The following is a 20,597-nucleotide window of genomic DNA, read 5'->3' as shown; positions in this document are numbered from 1 at the left end:
TTGGGGTGATGGGTTAGCGAGGGCCCGCGAGGGGGCCACCAGGGGCAGTCGGCCGGGAGGCCGGTTCGTGCGGGCTTAGAGGGCGCTCCAGTCGAGTACGACCTTGCCGCCGGTGCCCGCGCGGGCGGCGTCGAAGCCCTCCTGCCAGCGTGCGGCGGGGAAGCGGTCGGTGATGACGGAGGAGAGGGCGTCGCGAAGCCATTCACTGGACTGCAGCATGGCGCTCATGGCCACCCAGGTCTCGTACATCTCGCGGCCGTAAATGCCCTTGATCGTGAGCATGTGCGTGACGACCCTGGCCCAGTCGACGTCGATCGGCGCGCTCGGCAGGCCGAGCATCGCGACGCGGCCGCCGTGGTTGAGGTTGGTGATCATCTCGGGCAGCGCGCCCGGGTGGCCCGACATCTCGAAGCCGACGTCGAAGCCTTCGCGCATGCCGAGCGTGCGCTGCGCGTCGGCGATCCGTGACTCGGCGACGTTGACGGTGAGGTCGGCGCCCATCTGGCGGGCGAGTGCCAGCCGCGGCTCGGAGACATCCGTCACGACGACGAAACGCGCGCCGACGTGCCGGGCGACGGCGGCGGCCATCAGGCCGATCGGGCCGGCTCCGGTGATGAGCACGTCCTCGCCGACGAGCGGGAAGCTGAGGGCGGTGTGCACGGCGTTGCCGAAGGGATCGAAGATCGCGCCGAGGTCGGGGTCGATGTCTTCGAGGTGCACCCAGACGTTGGATTCGGGGATCACCACATACTCGGCGAAGGCGCCGTCGCGGTTGACGCCGACGCTGAGCGTGCGGATGCACATCTGCCGGCGGCCGGCGCGACAGTTGCGGCAGTTGCCGCAGACGATGTGGCCCTCGCCTGAGACGCGGGCGCCGACGTGCACGTCGCGCACCTGGGAGCCGACCTCGACCACCTCGCCGTAGAACTCGTGGCCGGGGATGATCGGCGGGCTGATGGTACCGGCCGCCCAGGAGTCCCAGGACTCGATGTGCAGGTCGGTGCCGCAAATCCCGGTGCGCAACACCCGGATCTTCACCTCGTCGTCGCCGGTGCGCGGTTCGGGCCGGTCGACCAGCTCGAGTCCGGGAGCTCCGGAGGGTTTGAAGAGTGCGAGCACGGATGTTGCCTTTCGTTCATCGTTGAACTGGTGGTTCGACGCGGTGCGGATGCCGTCAATCACGACAGCGTGAGCGCTTGTGACGCTCCACTGAGTGTAAAGGGCGTGCATCACGGCTCGGGTGAAGGCCGCGAGGGTGGAGGTGTGGAGGCTGCGAGCGCGCAGCAGGCAAGCCGTGCCGCCGGGCATCCGGTAGACTCCTCGGAGTGAAGGGGAGTATCCCTCTGGACTCGATTCGGGTCCTATGCCGTGATCGTCAATACGGGCCGCGACGCCGGGGCCCCGGGCACGGTGGCATCTTTTTTCCAGGTGCGGGAGAGACTTTCGGGTTCCGTGCTGTCATCAGCACCCCGTGCAGCATCCCACCACAGTGAAAGGCCCTCGTGGATCTCGCTCTCCCCATCTGGTTCGAAATCGGCTCGCTCGTCGTCTTGACGGTCATCCTCATCGCCGACCTGCTCATCGTTTTCAAGCGCCCGCACGTCCCGTCGATTCGCGAGGCGAGCCTCTGGGTGGCGTTCTACGTCGCCCTCGCCCTGGTCTTCGCCCTGCTCATGCTCGTGCTGGGCGACGCGGAGCATGCGGGCCAGTTCCTCGCCGGCTGGCTCACCGAGTACAGCCTGAGCATCGACAACCTGTTCGTCTTCGTCATCATCATGGCGAGGTTCTCCGTGCCCCGGAAGTACCAGCAGGAAGCGCTGATGGTGGGCATCATCATCGCGCTCGTGCTCCGCGGAATCTTCATCCTGCTGGGCGCCCAGCTGATCGAGAACTTCAGCTGGATCTTCTACATCTTCGGCGCCTTCCTGCTCTACACCGCGGTGCGCCAGGCCTTCCAGAAGGAAGAGGACCTGGAAGAGTCCGAGAGCGGCATCATCCGCTTCCTCCGCAAGCACATCCGGATTTCCGCCGAGTTCGACGGGTCGAAGCTGCGCACCCGGGTCGACGGCAAGAAGATCTTCACCCCGATGCTCGTGGTGCTCCTCGCCATCGGCACGACCGACCTCATCTTCGCGCTCGACTCCATCCCGGCGATCTTCGGCATCACCACCAGCCCCTTCATCGTGTTCACGGCCAACATCTTCGCGCTGATGGGCCTGCGGCAGCTGTACTTCCTGCTCGGCGGCCTGCTCGAACGCCTCGAGTACCTCAAGTACGGCATCGCGTTCATCCTGTTCTTCATCGGCGTCAAGCTCGTGCTGCACGCGCTGCACACCAACGAGCTGCCGTTCATCAACGGCGGCGAGGGCTTTGCCTGGGCCCCGGAGATCGACACCTGGACCTCACTCGGCGTCATCCTCGGGTCGATGGCGGTGGCGACCATCGCCAGCGTGATCAAGGCGCGCTCCGACGCCCGGAAGCGCGGCCACACCCTGGCCGAAGAGATGCCCCACTACGCGGACGAGTGATGCCGCCCGCGGGACGGGCTCGAAACTCTTGATACGGTGGGACATTCGCGCCCCCGCCAGGGGCCGCGGGACCTGACCGGAGGACCCGTGACGAACGCTGGGGTAGACGTGGTTGTGAATGGCGAGAGCGTGCTCATGCTTCCCACCGGGGTTGTCCGGTTGGTGTTCAGCGCCCGGTCGGACGTCGGCTCGGTGCGCGCGGTCAACGAGGACAGTGTCATGGCACAGTGCCCGGTCTTCCTCGTCGCCGACGGGATGGGCGGCCACGCCCGCGGGGACCTCGCCAGCCAGACGGTCATCCGGGTGTTCGACGAACACATCGAAGCGGATGTCCCCTCGACCCCTGAGCGCATCCTCGACGCCATCCACTCGTCCAATGACGCCGTGCGCGACCTCAGCGCCGTCGACGATATCGGCGCGGCCGTCTCGGGAACGACCCTGGCCGGGGTGGCGTTCGTCGACGCGGGGGACAACGAGGGATTCCATTGGATGGCGTTCAACGTCGGCGACTCCCGCATCTACACCTGGGACGGATCCGCGCTCGAGCAGCTGAGCGTCGACCATTCCGCCGTGCAGGAGATGGTCGACGCCGGGCTGATCACCGCCGAGGCCGCCGAGAAGCACCCGGAGCGCAATGTGATCACCCGGGCCATCGGCGCCGACGAGTTCGTCGACACCGACGTGTGGCTGCTGTCCGCGACCGGCAGGCAGGCCTTCCTGGTCTGCTCCGACGGGCTCACCAAGGAACTCGACTCCGACGACATCACCCGGGTGCTCGCGGCCCACACCGACGCGGCCGAGGGCCGGGGGAATGTCGCCGACGCCCTCGTCGACGAGGCCACTGCCCGCGGGGGGCGTGACAACATCACCGTCGTGTTCGTCGAGTCGCTGCTCGGGCCGCCGCCCGGCGACGGGACGCATTCCGCCTGAGTGGACGACAGGTCGAGGTGTTAGCCTGAATGGATGCTTACCGGTCTGCTTCTTCTTCCTTGCCGCGACGGGTCCCAGTTCTGAGGCCACGCCCGTCGCGGAGTCCGTTGTCGGCTGTTCCCCATTCCCAGGAAGACGCACACTCATGAGCAACGCAGCAATCACGGGCGAACGCCCACGCACCCTGGCCGAGAAGGTCTGGGACAAACACCTCGTCGCCCGGGGTGAAGACGGCACGCCCGACCTCATCTACATCGACCTGCACCTCGTGCACGAGGTCACCAGCCCGCAGGCCTTCGACGGACTGCGCGTGGCCGGGCGGCCCCTGCGGCGCCCCGACCTCACGATCGCGACCGAGGACCACAACACCCCGACGCTGCACATCGACCGGCCCATCGCCGACGTCACCAGCCGCACGCAGATCGAAACGCTGCGGCGAAACTGCGCCGAATTCGGCGTGCGGCTGCACTCGCTCGGCGACATCGAGCAGGGCATCGTTCACGTCGTCGGCCCGCAGCTCGGGCTGACCCAGCCGGGCATCACCGTCGTCTGCGGCGACTCCCACACCTCCACCCACGGGGCGTTTGGGGCCATGGCGTTCGGCATCGGCACGAGCGAGGTGGAGCACGTCATGGCCACCCAGACGCTTCCGCTGAAGCCGTTCAAGACCATGGCCATCACCGTGGACGGCGCCCTGCGCCCCGGCGTCAGCGCGAAGGACATCATCCTCGCGGTGATCGCGAAGATCGGCACCGGCGGCGGACAGGGCTACGTGCTCGAGTTCCGCGGGAGCGCCATCCGCTCCCTCTCCATGGAGGGCCGGATGACGATCTGCAACATGTCGATCGAGGCCGGCGCCCGCGCGGGCATGATCGCGCCGGATGCGACCACCTACGACTACCTCGAGGGCCGCGCCCACGCGCCCCGCGGCCAGGACTGGGTCGACGCCGTGGCGTACTGGGAAACCCTCGCGACCGACGACGGCGCCGTGTTCGACGCCGAGGTCGTGCTCGACGCCGACGCGCTCGAGCCGTTCGTCACCTGGGGCACCAACCCCGGCCAGGGCGTTTCGCTCAGCGACACCGTGCCCGACCCCTCCGCCATCAGCGACGCCAACGAGCGCGCGGCGGCCGAGCGCGCACTCGAATACATGGATCTCGCCGCGGGCACGCCGATGAAGCAGATCCGGGTCGACACCGTCTTCCTGGGATCCTGCACGAACAGCCGGGTCGAGGACCTGCGTGCCGCCGCCGAGATCATCAAGGGTCACTCTGTCGCCGACGGCGTCCGGATGCTCGTGGTGCCGGGCTCCGCTCGCGTGCGAATCGAGGCCGAGGCCGAGGGCCTCGACAAGATCTTCACCGACTTCGGCGCGGAGTGGCGTTTCGCCGGCTGCTCGATGTGCCTCGGCATGAACCCCGACCAGCTCGCCCCGGGGGAGCGCTGCGCGTCGACCAGCAACCGCAACTTCGAGGGCCGGCAGGGCAAGGGCGGACGCACCCACCTGGTCTCCCCGCTCGTTGCCGCCGCCACCGCCATCCGCGGCACCCTGTCGAGCCCGTGGGACCTGGCCGCTGACCTGGCCGCAGGCGCGACCTCGAACACGGCCGCGAACACGACCGCGAACGGAGAGAAGTAACCATGCAGAAGTTCACCACCGTCACCGGGATCGCCGTTCCCCTGCGCCGCTCCAACGTCGACACCGACCAGATCATCCCCGCCGTCTACCTGAAGCGGGTGACGAAGACCGGGTTCGAGGACGCGCTGTTCGCGGCCTGGCGCCAGGACCCCGACTTCGTGCTCAACAAACCGGCCTACCGCGGAGCCCGCGTGCTCGTCGCCGGGGCCGACTTCGGCACCGGTTCCTCCCGCGAACACGCCGTCTGGGCGCTCCGCGACTACGGTTTCGACGTCGTGCTGAGCCCCCGCTTCGGCGACATCTTCCGTGGCAACTCCGGCAAGCAGGGCCTGCTCGCCGGGGAGATCTCCGAGGCGGACGCCGAGACGCTCTGGGCCGTGCTGGAGTCCGACCCGGGGCTTGAACTGACCGTCGACCTGGTCGACCGCACGGTGCGGGTCGGCGACCTCACAGTCTCGTTCGAGATCGATGATTACACTAGATGGCGGCTGCTCGAAGGCCTTGACGACATCGGATTGACTCTGCGCGACGAGGCGCGGATCACGGAATTCGAATCGACGCGGGAGGCCTGGCTTCCCCGCACCCTCCCCGCACTTTCTTCCCCCGAACTCTCCCCGCAAGGCAGGTAATACGTGAGCACACTCATCCAGGACGCGCAGAACCACGGCGCAGCCGTCGGCCTCAAGGGCGACCGCATCACCATCCGTGGCGGCATCCCGCTCGTGGGCCGGATCGAACTGAAGGGCGCGAAGAACCTGGTCACCAAGGCCATGGTGGCCGCGCTCCTGGGCGAAAGCCCCAGCGTGCTCAAGAACGTGCCGAACATCAGCGATGTGCGCATCGTTCGCGGCCTGCTCGAGGTGCACGGCGTCAAGGTCTCAGAGGGCGAAGAAGAGGGCGAACTGCTCCTCGACCCCGTCGACGTCGAGAGCGCGCACTTCGCCGCCATCGACGCGCATGCCGGGTCGTCGCGCATCCCCATCCTGTTCTGTGGCCCGCTGCTGCACCGCCTCGGCGAAGCATTCATTCCCGACCTCGGCGGCTGCCGGATCGGCGACCGGCCGATCGACTTCCACCTCGACGTGCTGCGCAAGTTCGGCGCCGTCGTCGAGAAGCAGGAGAGCGGCATCCGGATGTCCGCTCCCAACGGCCTGAAGGGCGCCAAGGTCGAGCTGCCCTACCCGAGCGTCGGAGCGACCGAGCAGGTGCTCCTGACCGCCGTTCGCGCGGAGGGCATCACCGAACTCAAGGGTGCGGCCATCGAGCCGGAGATCATGGATCTCATCAACATCCTGCAGAAGATGGGCGCGATCATCACGGTCGACACCGACCGGGTCATCCGGATCGAGGGCGTCAAACGCCTCGAGGGGTTCAACCACCGTGCCCTGTTCGACCGGAACGAGGCGGCCAGCTGGGCCGCCGCGGCCCTCGCCACCGACGGCGACATCTTCGTCGGCGGCGCCCGCCAGCCCGAAATGCTCACCTTCCTCAACGTCTTCCGCAAGGTCGGCGGCGCCTTCGACATCCACGACGACGGCATCCGCTTCTACCACCCGGGCGGCGACCTCAAGCCCGTGGTGATCGAAACGGATGTGCACCCCGGCTTCATGACCGACTGGCAGCAGCCGCTCGTGATCGCCCTGACCAAGGCCAGGGGAACCTCGATCGTGCACGAGACCGTCTACGAGCAGCGGTTCGGCTTCGTCGACGCGCTGATCGAGATGGGCGCCACGATCCAGATCCACAAGGAGTGCCTGGGCGGGCATCCGTGCCGTTTCGGCCAGCGCAATTTCAACCACTCGGCCGTCATCACCGGCCCGACGAAGCTGCACGGCGCCGACATCGAGGTGCCCGACCTCCGCGGCGGCTTCAGCCACCTGATCGCCGCGCTCAGCGCCGACGGCACCTCCACCGTGAGCAACGTCGGAATCATCAGCCGCGGCTACGAGAACTTCATCACCAAGCTCCAATTGCTCGGAGCGGACTTCGATCTCGAGTGATTCGACGTCGAGCGATTCGCACGTCGACGCCGGGGGAGACAGGGATAATAGGGACGTGCCGCAGCCGATGACGCCTGACCAGAATTCCCGAACCCGTTCGGAGAAGAGTCGACCGTCGTTCTTCTGGCTCCTGGCCGCCCTGATCCTGCCGATCATGAACCTGGCGGCCCGCTACCGGATCGTCGACGCACAGAAGTTTCCACGCGCCGGAGCGTTCGTGCTCGCGCCGAACCACTACACCGAGATCGACCCGGTCGTCATGGGCGTCGTGTCCTGGAAGCTGGGCCGGCTGCCCCGCTTCCTGGCCAAGGCATCCGTGTTCACGATCCCCGTGGCCGGCTGGATCCTGCGGAAGTCGGGTCAGATCCCGGTCGAGCGCGGTGGGTCGATCAGGGGGAGCGAGCCAGTGAAGGCCGCACAGCGACTGGTCGCCAACGGCCAGATGGTCGTCGTCTACCCGGAGGGATCGCTCACCCGGGACCCCGACCTCTGGCCCATGCGCGGCAAGACCGGGGCCGTGCGCATCGCCCTCGAGCATGACATCCCGATCATTCCGGCCGCCCACTGGGGCGCGCAGGAGATCATGGGGCGCTACTCCAAAAAGATCAGTCTCTTCCCCCGCAAGACGGTGTCCGTCAAGATCGGCGACCCGGTCGACCTCGACCGTTTCCGCGGCCGCCCCCTCGACTCGGCCACGCTGAACGAGGCAACCGCCGTCGTCATGGACGCCATCACCCGTTTGCTCGAAGACCTCCGCGGGGAGAAGGCGCCGAACACGCGCTGGAACCCGTCCGAGCACGACCAGAAAGAGACCGGCCGTTTTGAAGCCTAAGGTTCAGCCAGGCAAACGTGTTGCCGTTCTCGGTGCCGGAAGTTGGGGCACCACGTTCGCGAAGATCCTCGCCGACGGCGGCGCCGACGTCATGCTGTGGGCCCGGCGGCCCGAGCTGGCCCGGGAGATCTCGGAGGGGCGCCGCAACAGCGACTACCTGCCGGGAATCAACCTGCCCGTCGGCCTCCGCGCCACTTCAAGGCTCGACCTGGCCCTCCTCGGCGCCGAGCAGGTCTTCGTCTCCGTGCCGAGCCAGTCGCTGCGCGAAAACCTGATCCAGGCCCAGCCCTACATCTCCGAAGACGCCATCGTCGTCTCGCTGATGAAGGGCGTCGAACGATCCTCCGGGATGCGGATGAGCACCGTGATCGAGCAGGTCCTCGAGATCGACCCCGCCCGCATCGCCGCGATTTCCGGCCCGAACCTGGCCCTCGAGATCGCCAAGGAGCAGCCGACCGCCGCGGTGGTCTCCTCGGCCAGCCTCGAAACGGCCCAGGCCGTGGCCGTGCTCGCCACCACCCGCTACTTCCGCTCCTACGTGAACACGGATGTCATCGGCACCGAGTTCGGCGGTGTGCTGAAGAACCTGATCGCCCTGGCCATCGGCATCGTCGACGGGGTCGGCTACGGCGAGAACACGAAGGCCGCGATCATCACCCGCGGTCTCGTCGAGATGACCGATTTCTCGGTCGCCTACGGCGCGCATCCGGAAACCCTGGCCGGCCTGGCGGGCCTCGGCGACCTCATCGCCACCTGCCAGTCGCCCCTCTCCCGCAACAACACGGCCGGGCGGCTCCTGGGCCAGGGCTACAGCTACAACGACGTCGTCAAGCAGATGCAGCAGACCACGGAAGGCCTCGCCTCGGTGGGTCCGATCCTCGAACTGGCCAGGGCCAGGGGCGTCGAGATGCCCATCGTGGAGCAGGTGCGCCAGGTGCTGGCCGGTACGCTGAAGCCTCGGGATCTTGCGCCCCACCTGACCACAGACTCAGACGAACCGCAGGGCGAAAGGACGACGGATGACGGACAAGCTCACGGTGGCGCTGCTCTTTGGGGGGCGTTCAAGCGAACATTCGATCAGTTGCGCCACAGCGGGCGGGGTCCTGGCGGCAATTGACCCGGACCGCTACACGGTCATCCCGATCGGGATCACCCCCGACGGTGCCTTCGTGCTCGAAGTCAACGACCCGGACCGGTTCCGCCTGAATGCCGATGCGCTGCCCACGGTCGTCGACAACGGCACCCGGGTGCGCTGGCCGGACAGCACCAAGAGCCGCGAACTGACCGTCACCGACGCGACCGGCACCAGGTCCCTCGGCACGGTCGACCTGGTCTTCCCGATCCTGCACGGCCCGTTCGGCGAGGACGGCACGGTGCAGGGGATGCTCGAACTGGTCGGCCTGCCCTACGTCGGCTCCGGCGTGCTCGCCTCCGCGCTCGGCATGGACAAGCACTTCACCAAGACGGTGCTGCAGCATGCGGCGCTCCCCGTCGCCCCGTGGCGCACGATCACGGCGGAGGACTGGGCCGAGGCCCCCGGCATGGCGTACGCCGCCCTCGCCGGGGTCGGCTTCCCTGCCTTCGTCAAGCCGGCCCGGGCCGGCTCCAGCGTCGGCGTGAGCAAGGTCACGACGTCGGAGCAGCTCGCCGACGCGATGGCGGTGGCCCTGGCCGAGGACAGCAAGGTGCTGATCGAGGCCGGTCTGGTGGGCCGCGAACTCGAGATCGCGGTGCTGCAGGGCCGTCCGGGGGAGCCGACTCGGGCATCCGTCGCCGGCGAGGTAATCGTCAGCGGACGCGACTTCTACGACTTCGACGCCAAGTACCGGGGCGCGCCCGGGATCGACCTCGTCTGCCCGGCGGCGCTCACCGAGGACGAGCTGGCCGTCATGCGCGGGCTTGCGATCAGGGCCTTCGACGCCATCGACGCGGCCGGCCTCGCCCGGGTGGACTTCTTCCTCACCGCGGCGGGCTGGGTGATCAACGAGATCAACACGATGCCGGGCTTCACCCCGATCTCGATGTTCCCGAGCTGCTGGCTGGCCAGCGGTTACACCTACCCTCAGCTCATCGACGAGCTCATCGAGGTCGCTCTCTCCCGCCGCTGACCCCCCGCTGACATCCTGGCGCTGACATCCCGCGAAACCGCAGTTGTGCGTGTTATCAGCGCCGTTTAGCGCGCACAACTGCGGTTTCGCGGGGGGTCAGGGCGCGGGCGGGAGGTTCACGTCTTCGGCGCCGACGCACGCGCCGGTCGCGGGGATGGTGGATACGGCGCGGGACAGGTCCACCAGGACCGTCGAGCCGCTCACCTTTTCCGAGTCGACGACGAGCTCGGTCGCCGGGTCGCGACCGAAGGTCGTGTAGCGGTAGAGCGGTGCCTCCGAGTCGTCCTCGATCCAGTCGATGCCGTTGATGTTGACGCAGGGCAGGGTCGTCGGGCCGGGCACCTCCACGCCGCAGTGCAACAGGATGGCGGCCGGGTCGCCCCACGCCCCGGTGGCCTGCGCGTTCGTCTCGCGATCCGGCTGGTCGGCCACCGTCGACGGCAGGCGCACGATCAGGTCCGCGCAGCTCGGGTTCACGGCATCCGCGGCGGGTTCGAGCGGAACGATCGCGACGCAGCCGGTGAGCGCAACGGTGGCCGCAAGGAGGGCGCCGACGGCCGCGATGCGCAGCGCCGGGAATCTGGAAGTCATCGCATTCAGGCTACCGTTTGAGCATGACGAATGCTGCGGGCTCGAAGGCGACCACGACCGAGACGCTCGCCGGGCTGAGCGAGGGAGAGGTGCTCGCCCGCATCTTCCCCCGGCTACCGGCCGCCGCCGCCGCCCTGCTCGGCCCGGGCGACGACGCCGCCGTGATTGCAGCCCCCGACGGGCGCTACGTGGTGACGACGGACATGATGATCCACGGGCCCGACTTCCGACTGGCCTGGTCGACGCCGCACGATCTGGGCTGGAAGGCCGCGGCGACGAACCTGTCGGATGTCGCCGCCATGGGCGCCAGGCCCACCGCCCTCGTCGTCGCCATCGCCGCGCCGCCGCACACCCCGATCACGGTGCTCGAGGGCATCGCGGACGGCCTGCGGGACTGCTGCGAGGCGCTGGCGCCCGGCTGCGGCGTGGTCGGCGGCGACCTGTCGGCCTCCGACGTGCTGACGATCGCTGTGACGGCGTTCGGCGATCTGGAGGGTCGCGCGCCCGTGCTGCGGTCCGGCGCGCGCCCCGGCGACGTGGTCGCGCTCGCGGGCGGCCTCGGACAGGCGGGCGCGGGCCTCGAACTGCTCTTCCAGCGTGCCGTCGACGCGCAGGGCAACCCGAACGCGGAGCTCGCCGCCGCACTCCGGGAAACGCACCCCGACGTGCTCGCCGCCCAGTTCACGCCCGTGCCGCCGCTCGAGGCCGGTCCGGCCGCGGCCCGCGCCGGGGCGACGGCCATGCTCGACGTGTCCGACGGCCTCGCCCTCGACGGCGGACGCCTGGCCAGAGCCAGCGGCGTGGCCATCGACTTCGATTCCGCGGCCCTGGGCGACCGGATCGAACTCGCTCTGGGCGGCGGCGAAGACCACGGCCTGCTCGCCACCTTCCCGCCGGACGTGATGCTCCCCGACGGCTTCCGCGCCCTCGGCGTCGTCACCGCTGCGCCCGCCACAGGCGCAGGGGCCGGCGCAGGGAGTGTTGCCGGCGCCATCCTCGTCGACGGTGTTCCGCACACCCAGAACGGCTGGGACCCCTACCGAGGCTGGGACGGCGCCGCCGGCTAGCTCCTTCCCCTGCCCCTTCACCCTCCCGCGAAACCGCAGTTGTGCGCGCTAAACGGCACGCATAACGCGCACAACTGCGGTTTCGCGGGGGGAGGTCAGGGGGCGACGGGGGAGGCCGTCCAGACGGTGGTGTCGCCGTAGTCCTTGCGGCGCTCGAGCCTCAGGCCGGGGCCCCAGTCGGGTTCGGGCGACCGGGAGCTCCGCTCCACGATGACCAGCGCATCCGGATCGAGCAGCGGGGCCAGAGCGGCGAGGTTGCCGGCGAGCTCGGCGTCCGTGAGGTCGTACGGCGGGTCGAGGAAGACGAGGTCGAAACCGTCGGGGGTACCGGCCAGGAACGACTGAACCGCCTGCCCGACCACGCGAATCCGTGGGGCATCGCGTTTGGGCGCTGCCCGCAGCACCGCCTCGGTGTTCTTCTTGCACAGTTGAGCCGCGCTGAAGCTATTCTCGACCAGCGTCACGATTCGCCCGCCGCGACTGGCAGCCTCGAGTCCGAGGGCCCCGGATCCGGCATACAGGTCCAGAACGCGGGCACCGCGCACCGCGTCGCGGGCGTCGAGCGCCGAGAAGATCGCCTCGCGCACCCGGTCGCTGGTGGGCCGGGTGCCGGCCTTCGGAACGGCCAGGGTCAGAGAGCCGGCAAACCCGGCGACAATTCGCGTCATCTCCTCTCGAGCCTATCGTTCGGGGTGCTGGTGAGGGGGTCGAGGTGATGTCAGGATGGATGGATGACCGTCTCCTCGCCGATCAGCCAGACCCTGCTCGATGCGCTCTGGGACTTCCACGACCCCGCAGCGTCGGCCGAGCGCTTCCGCCGCGCCGAAGCGGACGCCGCGCACGACGACGACGCGAGGGCGGAGCTGCAGACCCAGCTGGCGCGCGCCCTGGGGCTGCAGGGGAGCTTCGACGAGGGCCACGCCGTGCTCGACGACATAGACATACAGTCGCCCTCCGGCCGCGTGCGGGCCCGCGCCGCACTGGAGCGCGGCCGGCTGTACCGGTCGGCCGGGGAGCAGGAGCAGGCCGTGCCGCTGTTCACCCTCGCCGCGCGGGAGGCTGCATCCGCCGGCGCGCAATTCATCGCCCTCGACGCCCTGCACATGCTTGCCGTGTCCGACTCCGGGCACGAGGAAGAGTGGACGATCGAGGGGCTGCTCGTGCTGGACAAGGCGACGGATGACCGCACCCGCCGCTGGGGCGTCGCCCTGCACAACAACCTCGCCTGGTACCTGCACGACTCCGGCCGGCCGGAGGAGGCCCTCGGGGAGTTCGAACTGGCGCTCACCGTCGCGACCGATGTCGGCACACCGGAGCAGCGTTTCATCGGGCGGTGGGGCGTGGCCCGGTGCCTCCGCACCCTCGGCCGACGCGACGAGGCGCTCGCCATCCAGCAGGAGCTCGCCGCCGAGCGTCCGGACGAAAAGTTCGTCCAGGCCGAACTCGCCCAGCTGGCCGAGGTTGACGATCACCAGAGATGACGGGCCCCCCGCCTACGATCGAAGTATGACCGGATCGGGCGCAGACGCAGGCATCGACGGTGCCGATGCGCGCGATGCCGATGCGCGCACCGATGCCGTCACCCTGGACAGCAAACTGCAGAACGTGCTCGGCGGGCGCACCGCCACCGCGCTGGCGAAGGCGTTCGGCGTCGCCACCGTCGGCGACCTGCTCAGCCACTACCCGCGTCGCTACGCCCGCCGCGGCGAACTCACCGCGCTCAGCCAGCTTCCCGTCGACGAGAACGTCACGATCGTCGCCGAGGTCCTCGAGGTGCGTGAACGCAGCATGAAGGCGCGCCGCGGATCGATCCTCGAGGTCAAGATCTCCGACGGCAAGGGCATCCTCACCCTCACCTTCTTCAACCAGGCCTGGCGCTCCCGGGAACTGTCGCCCGGCGTGCGCGGCATCTTCGCCGGCAAGGTCTCCGACTACCGGGGCAACCTGCAGCTGGCGCACCCCGACTACCAGCTCTTCGACGCCGAATCGGATGCCGCGCCCCTGGATGCGACCGCCGCCAGGCGCTGGGCGGAAGCACCGATCCCGATCTACCCCGCCACCGGCACGGTCGCGAGCTGGCAGGTGCAGAAGTCGATCGAGATCCTCCTGGACAGCCTGGGCGCGGTGCCCGACCCGATTCCCGACGACCTGCGCACGGAGCGCGGGCTCCTGGCGCACGGCTCCGCGCTCGAGAAGATCCACCGCCCGGAGTCGGACACGGACTGGGACGCGGCCAGGGACACCCTGCGCTTCACCGAGGCGTTCGTGCTGCAGTGTGCCCTGGTGCAGCAGCACACCGTGCTGCGCGAGCGGCACACTACGCCCCGGGTCCCCGTTCCCGGCGGCTTCCTCGAACGCTTCGACGCCGCGCTGCCGTTCCGGCTCACCGCCGACCAGAACACCGTCGGCTCCGAGATCGCCCGCGACATCGCGCAGGGCTCCCCGATGAACCGGCTCGTGCAGGGCGAGGTCGGCTCCGGCAAGACCGTCGTCGCCCTCCGGGCCATGCTCGCCGTCGCCGACAGCGGCGGCCAGGCCGCGCTCCTCGCCCCGACCGAGGTGCTCGCCGGGCAGCACCTCCGCTCGATCGTGGCCACCCTCGGGCCCGACCTCGCCGCGGAGCTCATGCCCGTGCTGCTGACCGGGCAGCTGCCGGTCGCCGACCGCCGCCGCGCCCTGCTGCGGATGGTCTCCGGCCAGGCCCGGATCGTGATCGGCACGCACGCGCTGCTGGGCGAATCCGTCTCCTTCTTCGACCTCGGCCTCGTCGTCGTCGACGAGCAGCACCGGTTCGGGGTGGACCAGCGCGAGGCGCTGCGCCTCAAGGGCGCCATCCCGCCGCATGTGCTCGTGCTCACCGCCACCCCGATTCCGCGCACGATCGCGATGACCGTCTTCGGCGACCTGGATGTCAGCACGATCGCCATGCTCCCGGCCGGCCGTGCCGGCATCGAGAGCTTTGTCGTGCCGCTGGCCGACAAACCGAACTGGGCGCTGCGGGTGTGGGACCGGCTCGCCGAGGAACTCGCGCTCGGCCGCCAGGCGTTCGTCGTCTGCCCCGCGATCGCGCCGAAGGAGCCCGAGCAGGGCGAAACGATCGAGGGCGCGACGATCGGTCCCGGTGCCGCGGCCGCGGATGCCGGCGCGCCGACGTCGGTGGAGGTCCTGCTCGAGGAGCTGAAGCGCAAACCCGCCCTCGCGTCGGCCCGGATTGCCCCGCTGCACGGCCGCATGACGAGCGAACTGAAAGACCAGACCATGCGCGCGTTCGCCGCCGGGGAGATCGACGTGCTCGTCGCGACGACCGTGATCGAGGTCGGCGTCGACGTCGCGAACGCGTCGGCCATGGTGGTGATGGATGCCGACCGGTTCGGCGTATCGCAACTGCACCAGCTGCGCGGGCGCGTGGGCCGGGGCGAGGTTCCCGGGCTCTGCCTGCTGGTCACGTCGGCGGAGGCCGGGTCGCTGGCGCGCGAGCGCGTCGAGGCCGTCGCGGCCACCCTCGACGGGTTCGAACTGGCCCAGGTCGACCTGGAGCTTCGCCAGGAGGGTGACGTGCTCGGCAGCATCCAGTCCGGCGGTCGGTCGTCGCTGCGTCTGCTGCGCGTCGCCACCGACGGCGACATCATCGCCGAGGCCCGCGCCCGCGCGCAGCGCCTCATCGGCGGCGACCCGGCACTGCGGAGCGTCCCGGCCCTGCAGGAGGCGGTCCGGCGCAGGCTCGACGACTCCGAGCGGGCCTCTCTGAGCAAGGGCTGAGAGGTCGGCTTTGAGCTTGCCGGTATCGGCTGCGCCGGGCACGCCGTGGCGCTAGGGTGATTTGTATGCGCAGGATCGCCGTCGTCCCTGGATCATTCGACCCCGTCACGCTCGGTCACCTCGACGTGATTGAGCGGGCCGCCGGGCTCTTCGACGAGCTCCACGTGCTCGTCGTGCACAACCCGGCCAAATCGGCCCTGCTGCCGATCGCCCAGCGCGTCTCACTGCTCGACCAGTCGATCCGCGACATCGGCCTGCAGGGCAACGTCATCGTGTCGTCCTGGAGCGTCGGCCTGCTCGTCGACTACTGCGTCGAGGTCGGGGCCAGCGTGCTGGTCAAGGGCATCCGGTCGCAGATCGACGTGGCCTACGAAACGCCGATGGCGATCGTCAACCGAAACCTCGCCGCCGTGGAGACCATCTTCATGCTCCCCGACCCCGCCCACGCGCACGTCTCGAGCTCGCTGGTCCGCCAGGTGGCCGGGCTCGGCGGGGATATCTCCCCGTACGTCCCGCCGGCCGTGGCCTCCTACCTCCAGAGGTCGATGGTATGAGCCCGTTCCCGACCGGACTGCCGACGGATTCCACCGTCGCGCCGGTCGAGCGTGGGGCAGCGGTGACGTTCGCGGACGTGGCGAACGAGGGCCGCGCGATCATCCGCAACGTCGAAATGGTCATCGACGGCAAACACTCCGCTGTGCAGACGGCACTCACCGTGCTGCTGGCCGAGGGGCACCTTCTCATCGAAGACGTGCCGGGAGTCGGCAAGACCATGCTCGCTAAGGCGCTGGCCAGGTCGGTCGACTGCACGGTCAGCCGCATCCAGTTCACGCCGGACCTGCTCCCCTCCGATGTGACCGGGGTATCGGTGTTCAACCAGGCCGAGCGCCGGTTCGAATTCAAGCGGGGCGCCGTTTTCGCGAACATCGTGATCGGCGACGAGATCAACCGGGCCAGCCCGAAGACCCAGTCCGCGCTGCTCGAGTGCATGGAGGAGCGACAGGTCACCGTCGACGGGACCACATACCCGCTGGCGAGCCCGTTCACCGTTGTGGCCACCCAGAACCCGATCGAGATGGAGGGCACGTATGCCCTGCCGGAGGCGCAGCGCGACCGCTTCATGGCCCGCATCTCCATGGGCTACCCCGACATCGACTCCGAGCTGGCCATGCTCGATTCCCGGGACACCACGAGCCCGCTCTCGCTGATCAGGGCCGTCGTGTCCGGGGCGGAACTCCGGGCGATGATGACGACCGCGCGAAGCGTCTTCGCTTCCGGCGCGGTCAAGGAGTACGCCGTCAACCTCGTGCGCGCCACGCGCGAAGACCGCGACCTCCGGCTCGGTGCCAGCCCCCGGGCGACCCTCCAGCTCATCCGTGCGGCCAAGGCGCAGGCCGCCCTCCACGGGCGGGAGTACGTGCTGCCTGACGACATCGACTCCCTCGCCGTCGCCGTGCTCGGCCACCGACTGGTTCCCACCAGCCGGGCGCTCGGTCACCACCACCAGGACAGCGGCCCCCTCATCGAAGAGGTCGTCGCGCGGATCGTCGCAGCGACCCCGGTGCCGGTGGGTTCGCAGGCCAGACCCTAACCGTCATGTCCCGGCAGCGACGACGTGTCCGTCCGGTCTGGTTCCCGCGTCTCACCCGGCGCGGCGGGATGTTCCTCGCCGTCGGCGGCGCACTCTTCCTCAACGCTCTCGTGATCGACCGGCGCGACCTCCTGTTCGTCGCCTGCCTGCTCCTGGCCGTGCCCGTCGTCGCGCTGGTCTACGTCACCGTCCGGCCGGCCAGGGTGCAGCTCAGCCGCGCCATCCGACCGGTGATCGTGCCGGCCGGAAGCGACGCCGTCGTCGCGCTGCGCGTGCGCAACCTGTCCTCCCGGCCGGTCTCCGGATCCCGCTGGCGCGACACGGCGTCGGCGGGGATCACGGTGCCGGGCAGCGTCATGCTTCCGACGCTCGACCGCTACGAGGGCGGCCCGGACACCGGGGGAGACACCGCGAGGCTCGAATACACCCTCACGCCCCTGCGGCGGGGGGTCTACGACCTCGGACCGCTCATGCTCGGCCGCACCGACCCGTTCGACCTCGCGGTCAGCGAGCGGCCCGTCGGGGAGCCCCACGACCTCGTCGTCACGCCCCGGGTCACCCCGCTGCCCGGCAACGCCCGGTCGATCCGGAGCGGGGACGGTTCGATCCATGAGCTGGTCCGGCACATCAGCCCCAGCTCCGATGAACTCATCGCCCGCGAATACCGGCCGGGAGACCCGATGCGACGCGTGAACTGGCCGGCCACCGCCCGGCACGGCGAGATCATGGTGCGCCAGGAGGAACAGCGCAGCAACCCGGCCGCGCGCATCATCCTCGACACCACACTGAGCGGGCGGCCGGAGTACTCGGCGAGCCAGGCCGCGGCGCGCACGAGCCGCCAGGACCAGGCCTTCGAAATCGCCGTGGAACTCACGGCCTGCGTGGGCGTGCACCTGCTCGACGCGGGCTTTCGGGTCGAGCTGATCGAACTGGGGCCCAGCCAGCTGGCCCCGGCGGCCGCCGCGGGGCGGGGAGGGCTGCACGGAGACGCGCCCGGCTTCTTCAGTGCTCCCGGCGGCGACCGCCTGCTGCTCGAAGGCCTGGCGAACATCGCGCCGGTCCAGCGTGCCGCGGAACGCGGCGCTGAGGCCCAACGGGCGAGCTCACCGCGCGGCGACGCCTCTCGGGGGTTGGGCGGCCAGCTGCCGACCTTCGCCGTGCTCGTCGACATCGACGCCCAGGATTCCGCCGAGCTCGCCGCGATCCGGGGCCGCTGCGCCCCGGCGGTGGCCTTCGTCCTGGACACCATGAGCCGCGGCGCCCTCGAGCGCCTGCGCGACGCCGGGTGGCACTGCATCGGGCTGCGCAGCCACCGGGACATCCCGGGGGCCTGGGACCAGGCCCAGCAGGAACGGGGTGCCGTCCGTGACCAGGCTTGAGCGCCTCGGCGCTCGGACAAGCGGCGCTGTGACAAGCGGCGCTGCGACGAACCGCGGTCGCCCGGGCGCGGGGCGGGGGAGAGGGCGATGGCTGCTCAGCCTGGCCATGCTGCTCCTGCTGCTCGCCGGCAGCGCCGTGCTCGGCCCGCTGCTACGCGGCTCCTCGTGGTGGTGGCCGATGGCGCTCGTGGGCACGATCGTGCTCGTTTCCGCGGCCGTACTCCGGCGCACCCGCGTCGCGTCGGCGCTGGTGCCGGTCGTCGGGCTGGGCGTGCTCCTGGCAACCCTGACCCTCCTGTTCGGCCAGGGAACCGGGCTGCTCTGGCTGATCCCGACGCCGGACACAATCGACCGGTTCGGGCTCCTGGTCGACACCGGCGTCTCCTCCATCGAGCAGCAGAGCATCCCGGCCGAACCGATCGAAGGCATCCTGTTCCTCCTGGCCGCCGGAGCAGGGCTGATCGCCGTCCTGATGGATGCCCTCGCGCTGACGCTGCGCTGGCCGGCGCTGGCGGGCCTGCCCGTGCTGGTCCCGGTCGCGGTGCCCGGACTCCTGCTCGACGAGGGGGCCAGCCCCGTGGCGCTGATCGCCACGGCGGCCGCCTATCTTCTGGTGCTCCGCGTGGACGTGCGCCTGCGTCGGGTCGCCGAGGCGAACGGCCCGCCGTCCGGCCGCGAGGCGGCGCGCGTGTACTCGCCGGTGCGCCGCCGTGCCCCCGGGCCGTCCTGGGCGGCGGTCACGGTGGGCGGTTTGGGCATCGTGAGCGCCCTCCTGCTCAGTTCCGCAACCCCGACCATCTCGGACGGCGACCTGTTCGCGGGGGGCTCCAGCGGACCCCTGTTCGGCGCCGGCGTCAGCCCGATGATCGACCTCGGCCAGGACCTTCGACGCCCGGATGCCGGGCCGGCGCTGCACTACACCACGACGGCAAAAACGCCGCCGTATTTCAAGCTGCTGACGCTCGACCAGTTCGTCGGCACGACCTGGACGTCCCGGTCCGATGCGGCGACGACGAGCAACACGGTCGACCGCATCGAGAGACCGCCGGGCCTGTCGGACGAGGTCAAGACCACGAAGACGACGACGATCGTCGTCATCGACGGGGTGGAGACGGACCTGCTTCCCGCGCCCAACCCGGCGAGCCGCGTCGAGGGGCTTGAGGGCAGATGGTTCTGGAACAACCTCACTCACACCATCAAGAGCACGAACACGACCACGCGTGGGCAGACCTACACCGTCACCGCGCTCGAACTGCAGCCGACCGCGGAGCAGCTGAGGGCTGCTCGCGGACGCTACCCGGTGAGCGTCGCGCCGAATCTCAAGCTGCCGTTCCCGCGCCCCGCCATCATCGCCGCCACCGCGAAGTCCGTGACGGAGGGCGCCGCCTCGGACTATGACGCCGCGGTGGCGCTGCAGGACTATCTGCGCGGCAGCGCCTTCGACTACGACACCGACGCCCCGGTCGAAGACGGCTACGACGGCGGGGGACTGGATGTCATCGGCACCTTCCTCGAGGTCAAGAGCGGCTATTGCGTGCACTTCTCCTCCGCGATGGCCGTCATGGCCCGCTCCCTCGGCATCCCCGCCCGCATCGCGGTCGGCTACCTGCCCGGTTCGCCCTCGTCGAGCGCGGAGGACGACACGAACCGCTACGAGGTCGACTCGCACGACCTGCACGCGTGGCCCGAGCTGTACTTCGTCGGTGTCGGCTGGGTTCCCTTCGAACCGACCCCCGGGCGCGGGACCGTGCCCGACTATGCCCGACCGGCGGATGCGACGACCCCCGAGGACGTGCCGGCCTCTGCCGCGCCGACGACCGCTCCCCGTTCCGACGACGGGGGCATCACCGCGGACAGCGGCGCGGTGCCCGCCGCCCAGGCCCGGCAGCAGGAGGCCGCCACGCTACTCCGCAGCGGCCTGTTCCTCGCGCTCGTGCTGGCGCTGCTGCTGACCCCGGGCGTGGTGCGCCTGGCCCGGCGCCTGCGCCGCAGGCGGAGGATCCTGTCCGGGAGCGGAGGTCCCGCGGACGCCTGGGCGGAGCTGGCCGATACCGCGGTCGACCACGCCGTGCGGGTTCGCGGCACGGAGACGCCGCGCGAGCTGGCCGGCCGCCTCGCGCTGCGTCCCGGCCTCTCCGGGGCGGGCCCCTCGGGGAGCGGCTCGCCCGGGGCC

Annotated in this window: 18 protein-coding genes; 15 read left to right on the top strand and 3 right to left on the bottom strand. The window is 69.9% G+C overall.

All coding sequences use genetic code 11. From position 1 onward, the window contains the following. Positions 1–75 precede the first annotated feature (75 nt). Entirely contained in the window at positions 76–1,119 is a 1,044-nt protein-coding gene (gene tdh, locus E3T33_RS08335; RefSeq protein WP_241977132.1) for an L-threonine 3-dehydrogenase, read from the bottom strand. Positions 1,120–1,502: 383 nt separating this feature from the next. Between tdh and E3T33_RS08330 the strand changes: the two genes are divergently transcribed. The 8 genes from E3T33_RS08330 to E3T33_RS08295 all read left to right on the top strand — a co-directional run bounded on the left by E3T33_RS08330 (position 1,503) and on the right by E3T33_RS08295 (position 10,037). Then, a complete protein-coding gene (locus tag E3T33_RS08330; protein WP_092323661.1) occupies positions 1,503–2,528 on the top strand; it encodes a TerC family protein in 1,026 nt (341 codons plus the stop codon). 114 nt (positions 2,529–2,642) lie between these two features. Next, entirely contained in the window at positions 2,643–3,458 is an 816-nt protein-coding gene (locus tag E3T33_RS08325; RefSeq protein ID WP_241982880.1) for a protein phosphatase 2C domain-containing protein, read from the top strand. Positions 3,459–3,603: 145 nt separating this feature from the next. Then, positions 3,604–5,097 (top strand): 3-isopropylmalate dehydratase large subunit, encoded by a 1,494-nt coding sequence (gene leuC, locus E3T33_RS08320; RefSeq protein WP_134575120.1) that lies wholly within the window; start codon positions 3,604–3,606, stop codon positions 5,095–5,097. 2 nt (positions 5,098–5,099) lie between these two features. Beyond that, the gene (leuD, locus tag E3T33_RS08315; protein ID WP_092323658.1) at positions 5,100–5,726 is read left to right on the top strand and encodes a 3-isopropylmalate dehydratase small subunit; all 627 of its coding nucleotides are present in this window, start codon (positions 5,100–5,102) and stop codon (positions 5,724–5,726) included. A 3-nt stretch (positions 5,727–5,729) separates the two neighbouring features. Beyond that, positions 5,730–7,097: a UDP-N-acetylglucosamine 1-carboxyvinyltransferase gene (murA, locus tag E3T33_RS08310; protein WP_092323656.1), complete on the top strand. Its 1,368-nt coding sequence runs from the start codon at positions 5,730–5,732 to the stop codon at positions 7,095–7,097. Positions 7,098–7,164: 67 nt separating this feature from the next. Continuing rightward, positions 7,165–7,929, top strand: a complete 765-nt coding sequence (locus tag E3T33_RS08305) for a lysophospholipid acyltransferase family protein (protein ID WP_134575148.1) — start codon at positions 7,165–7,167, stop codon at positions 7,927–7,929. Further along, positions 7,919–9,046 (top strand): NAD(P)H-dependent glycerol-3-phosphate dehydrogenase, encoded by a 1,128-nt coding sequence (locus E3T33_RS08300; protein WP_134575119.1) that lies wholly within the window; start codon positions 7,919–7,921, stop codon positions 9,044–9,046. The genes E3T33_RS08305 and E3T33_RS08300 overlap by 11 nt, the downstream gene beginning before the upstream one ends. Beyond that, a complete protein-coding gene (locus tag E3T33_RS08295) occupies positions 8,949–10,037 on the top strand; it encodes a D-alanine--D-alanine ligase family protein (protein WP_134575118.1) in 1,089 nt (362 codons plus the stop codon). Before E3T33_RS08300 ends, E3T33_RS08295 begins: the two co-directional genes overlap by 98 nt. 96 nt (positions 10,038–10,133) lie before the next feature. On the opposite strand, the gene E3T33_RS08290 is transcribed toward E3T33_RS08295, so the two are convergent. Further along, positions 10,134–10,628 carry a DUF3515 family protein gene (locus E3T33_RS08290; RefSeq protein ID WP_092323650.1) on the bottom strand — a complete coding sequence of 165 codons (495 nt, stop codon included), beginning with the start codon at positions 10,626–10,628 and terminating at the stop codon, positions 10,134–10,136. A gap of 23 nt (positions 10,629–10,651) precedes the next feature. Between E3T33_RS08290 and thiL the strand changes: the two genes are divergently transcribed. Next, the gene (gene thiL / locus E3T33_RS08285; protein ID WP_092323649.1) at positions 10,652–11,695 is read left to right on the top strand and encodes a thiamine-phosphate kinase; all 1,044 of its coding nucleotides are present in this window, start codon (positions 10,652–10,654) and stop codon (positions 11,693–11,695) included. 95 nt (positions 11,696–11,790) lie between these two features. Here thiL and rsmD read toward each other — a convergent pair whose 3' ends face one another. Next, a complete protein-coding gene (gene rsmD / locus E3T33_RS08280; protein ID WP_092323647.1) occupies positions 11,791–12,363 on the bottom strand; it encodes a 16S rRNA (guanine(966)-N(2))-methyltransferase RsmD in 573 nt (190 codons plus the stop codon). A 63-nt stretch (positions 12,364–12,426) separates the two neighbouring features. Between rsmD and E3T33_RS08275 the strand changes: the two genes are divergently transcribed. The 6 genes from E3T33_RS08275 to E3T33_RS08250 all read left to right on the top strand — a co-directional run. Continuing rightward, on the top strand, positions 12,427–13,176 hold the full coding sequence (locus tag E3T33_RS08275) for a tetratricopeptide repeat protein (RefSeq protein ID WP_134575117.1): 750 nt from the start codon (positions 12,427–12,429) through the stop codon (positions 13,174–13,176). Between the two features lie 25 nt (positions 13,177–13,201). Continuing rightward, positions 13,202–15,454, top strand: a complete 2,253-nt coding sequence (locus E3T33_RS08270) for an ATP-dependent DNA helicase RecG (protein ID WP_092323645.1) — start codon at positions 13,202–13,204, stop codon at positions 15,452–15,454. A gap of 65 nt (positions 15,455–15,519) precedes the next feature. Then, positions 15,520–16,008, top strand: a complete 489-nt coding sequence (gene coaD / locus E3T33_RS08265) for a pantetheine-phosphate adenylyltransferase (protein ID WP_092323644.1) — start codon at positions 15,520–15,522, stop codon at positions 16,006–16,008. A gap of 116 nt (positions 16,009–16,124) precedes the next feature. Further along, complete coding sequence (locus tag E3T33_RS08260; protein ID WP_241982887.1) at positions 16,125–17,045, top strand: MoxR family ATPase; 921 nt, start codon at positions 16,125–16,127, stop codon at positions 17,043–17,045. Between the two features lie 5 nt (positions 17,046–17,050). Next, complete coding sequence (locus E3T33_RS08255) at positions 17,051–18,424, top strand: DUF58 domain-containing protein (protein WP_134575115.1); 1,374 nt, start codon at positions 17,051–17,053, stop codon at positions 18,422–18,424. A gap of 106 nt (positions 18,425–18,530) precedes the next feature. Then, positions 18,531–20,597, top strand: a 2,067-nt coding sequence (locus E3T33_RS08250; RefSeq protein WP_134575114.1) for a DUF3488 and transglutaminase-like domain-containing protein, incomplete at its 3' end; no start/stop codon positions are given.

This window comes from Cryobacterium sp. TMT1-2-1, assembly GCF_004403955.1.
GTDB classification, from domain to species: Bacteria; Actinomycetota; Actinomycetes; order Actinomycetales; family Microbacteriaceae; genus Cryobacterium; species Cryobacterium psychrotolerans.
This window is presented reverse-complemented; position numbering and strand designations above follow the sequence as displayed.

Bases quoted from the DNA above. Each gene is read 5' to 3' on its own strand.
- leuC (WP_134575120.1), top strand. From the start codon at position 3,604: ATGAGCAACGCAGCAATCACGGGCGAACGCCCACGCACCCTGGCCGAG.
- leuD (WP_092323658.1), top strand. From the start codon at position 5,100: ATGCAGAAGTTCACCACCGTCACCGGGATCGCCGTTCCCCTGCGCCGC.
- E3T33_RS08305 (WP_134575148.1), top strand. From the start codon at position 7,165: ATGACGCCTGACCAGAATTCCCGAACCCGTTCGGAGAAGAGTCGACCG.
- E3T33_RS08295 (WP_134575118.1), top strand. From the start codon at position 8,949: ATGACGGACAAGCTCACGGTGGCGCTGCTCTTTGGGGGGCGTTCAAGC.
- E3T33_RS08290 (WP_092323650.1), bottom strand. From the start codon at position 10,628: ATGACTTCCAGATTCCCGGCGCTGCGCATCGCGGCCGTCGGCGCCCTC.
- thiL (WP_092323649.1), top strand. From the start codon at position 10,652: ATGACGAATGCTGCGGGCTCGAAGGCGACCACGACCGAGACGCTCGCC.
- rsmD (WP_092323647.1), bottom strand. From the start codon at position 12,363: ATGACGCGAATTGTCGCCGGGTTTGCCGGCTCTCTGACCCTGGCCGTT.
- E3T33_RS08275 (WP_134575117.1), top strand. From the start codon at position 12,427: ATGACCGTCTCCTCGCCGATCAGCCAGACCCTGCTCGATGCGCTCTGG.
- E3T33_RS08270 (WP_092323645.1), top strand. From the start codon at position 13,202: ATGACCGGATCGGGCGCAGACGCAGGCATCGACGGTGCCGATGCGCGC.
- coaD (WP_092323644.1), top strand. From the start codon at position 15,520: ATGCGCAGGATCGCCGTCGTCCCTGGATCATTCGACCCCGTCACGCTC.
- E3T33_RS08260 (WP_241982887.1), top strand. From the start codon at position 16,125: ATGGTCATCGACGGCAAACACTCCGCTGTGCAGACGGCACTCACCGTG.
- E3T33_RS08255 (WP_134575115.1), top strand. From the start codon at position 17,051: ATGTCCCGGCAGCGACGACGTGTCCGTCCGGTCTGGTTCCCGCGTCTC.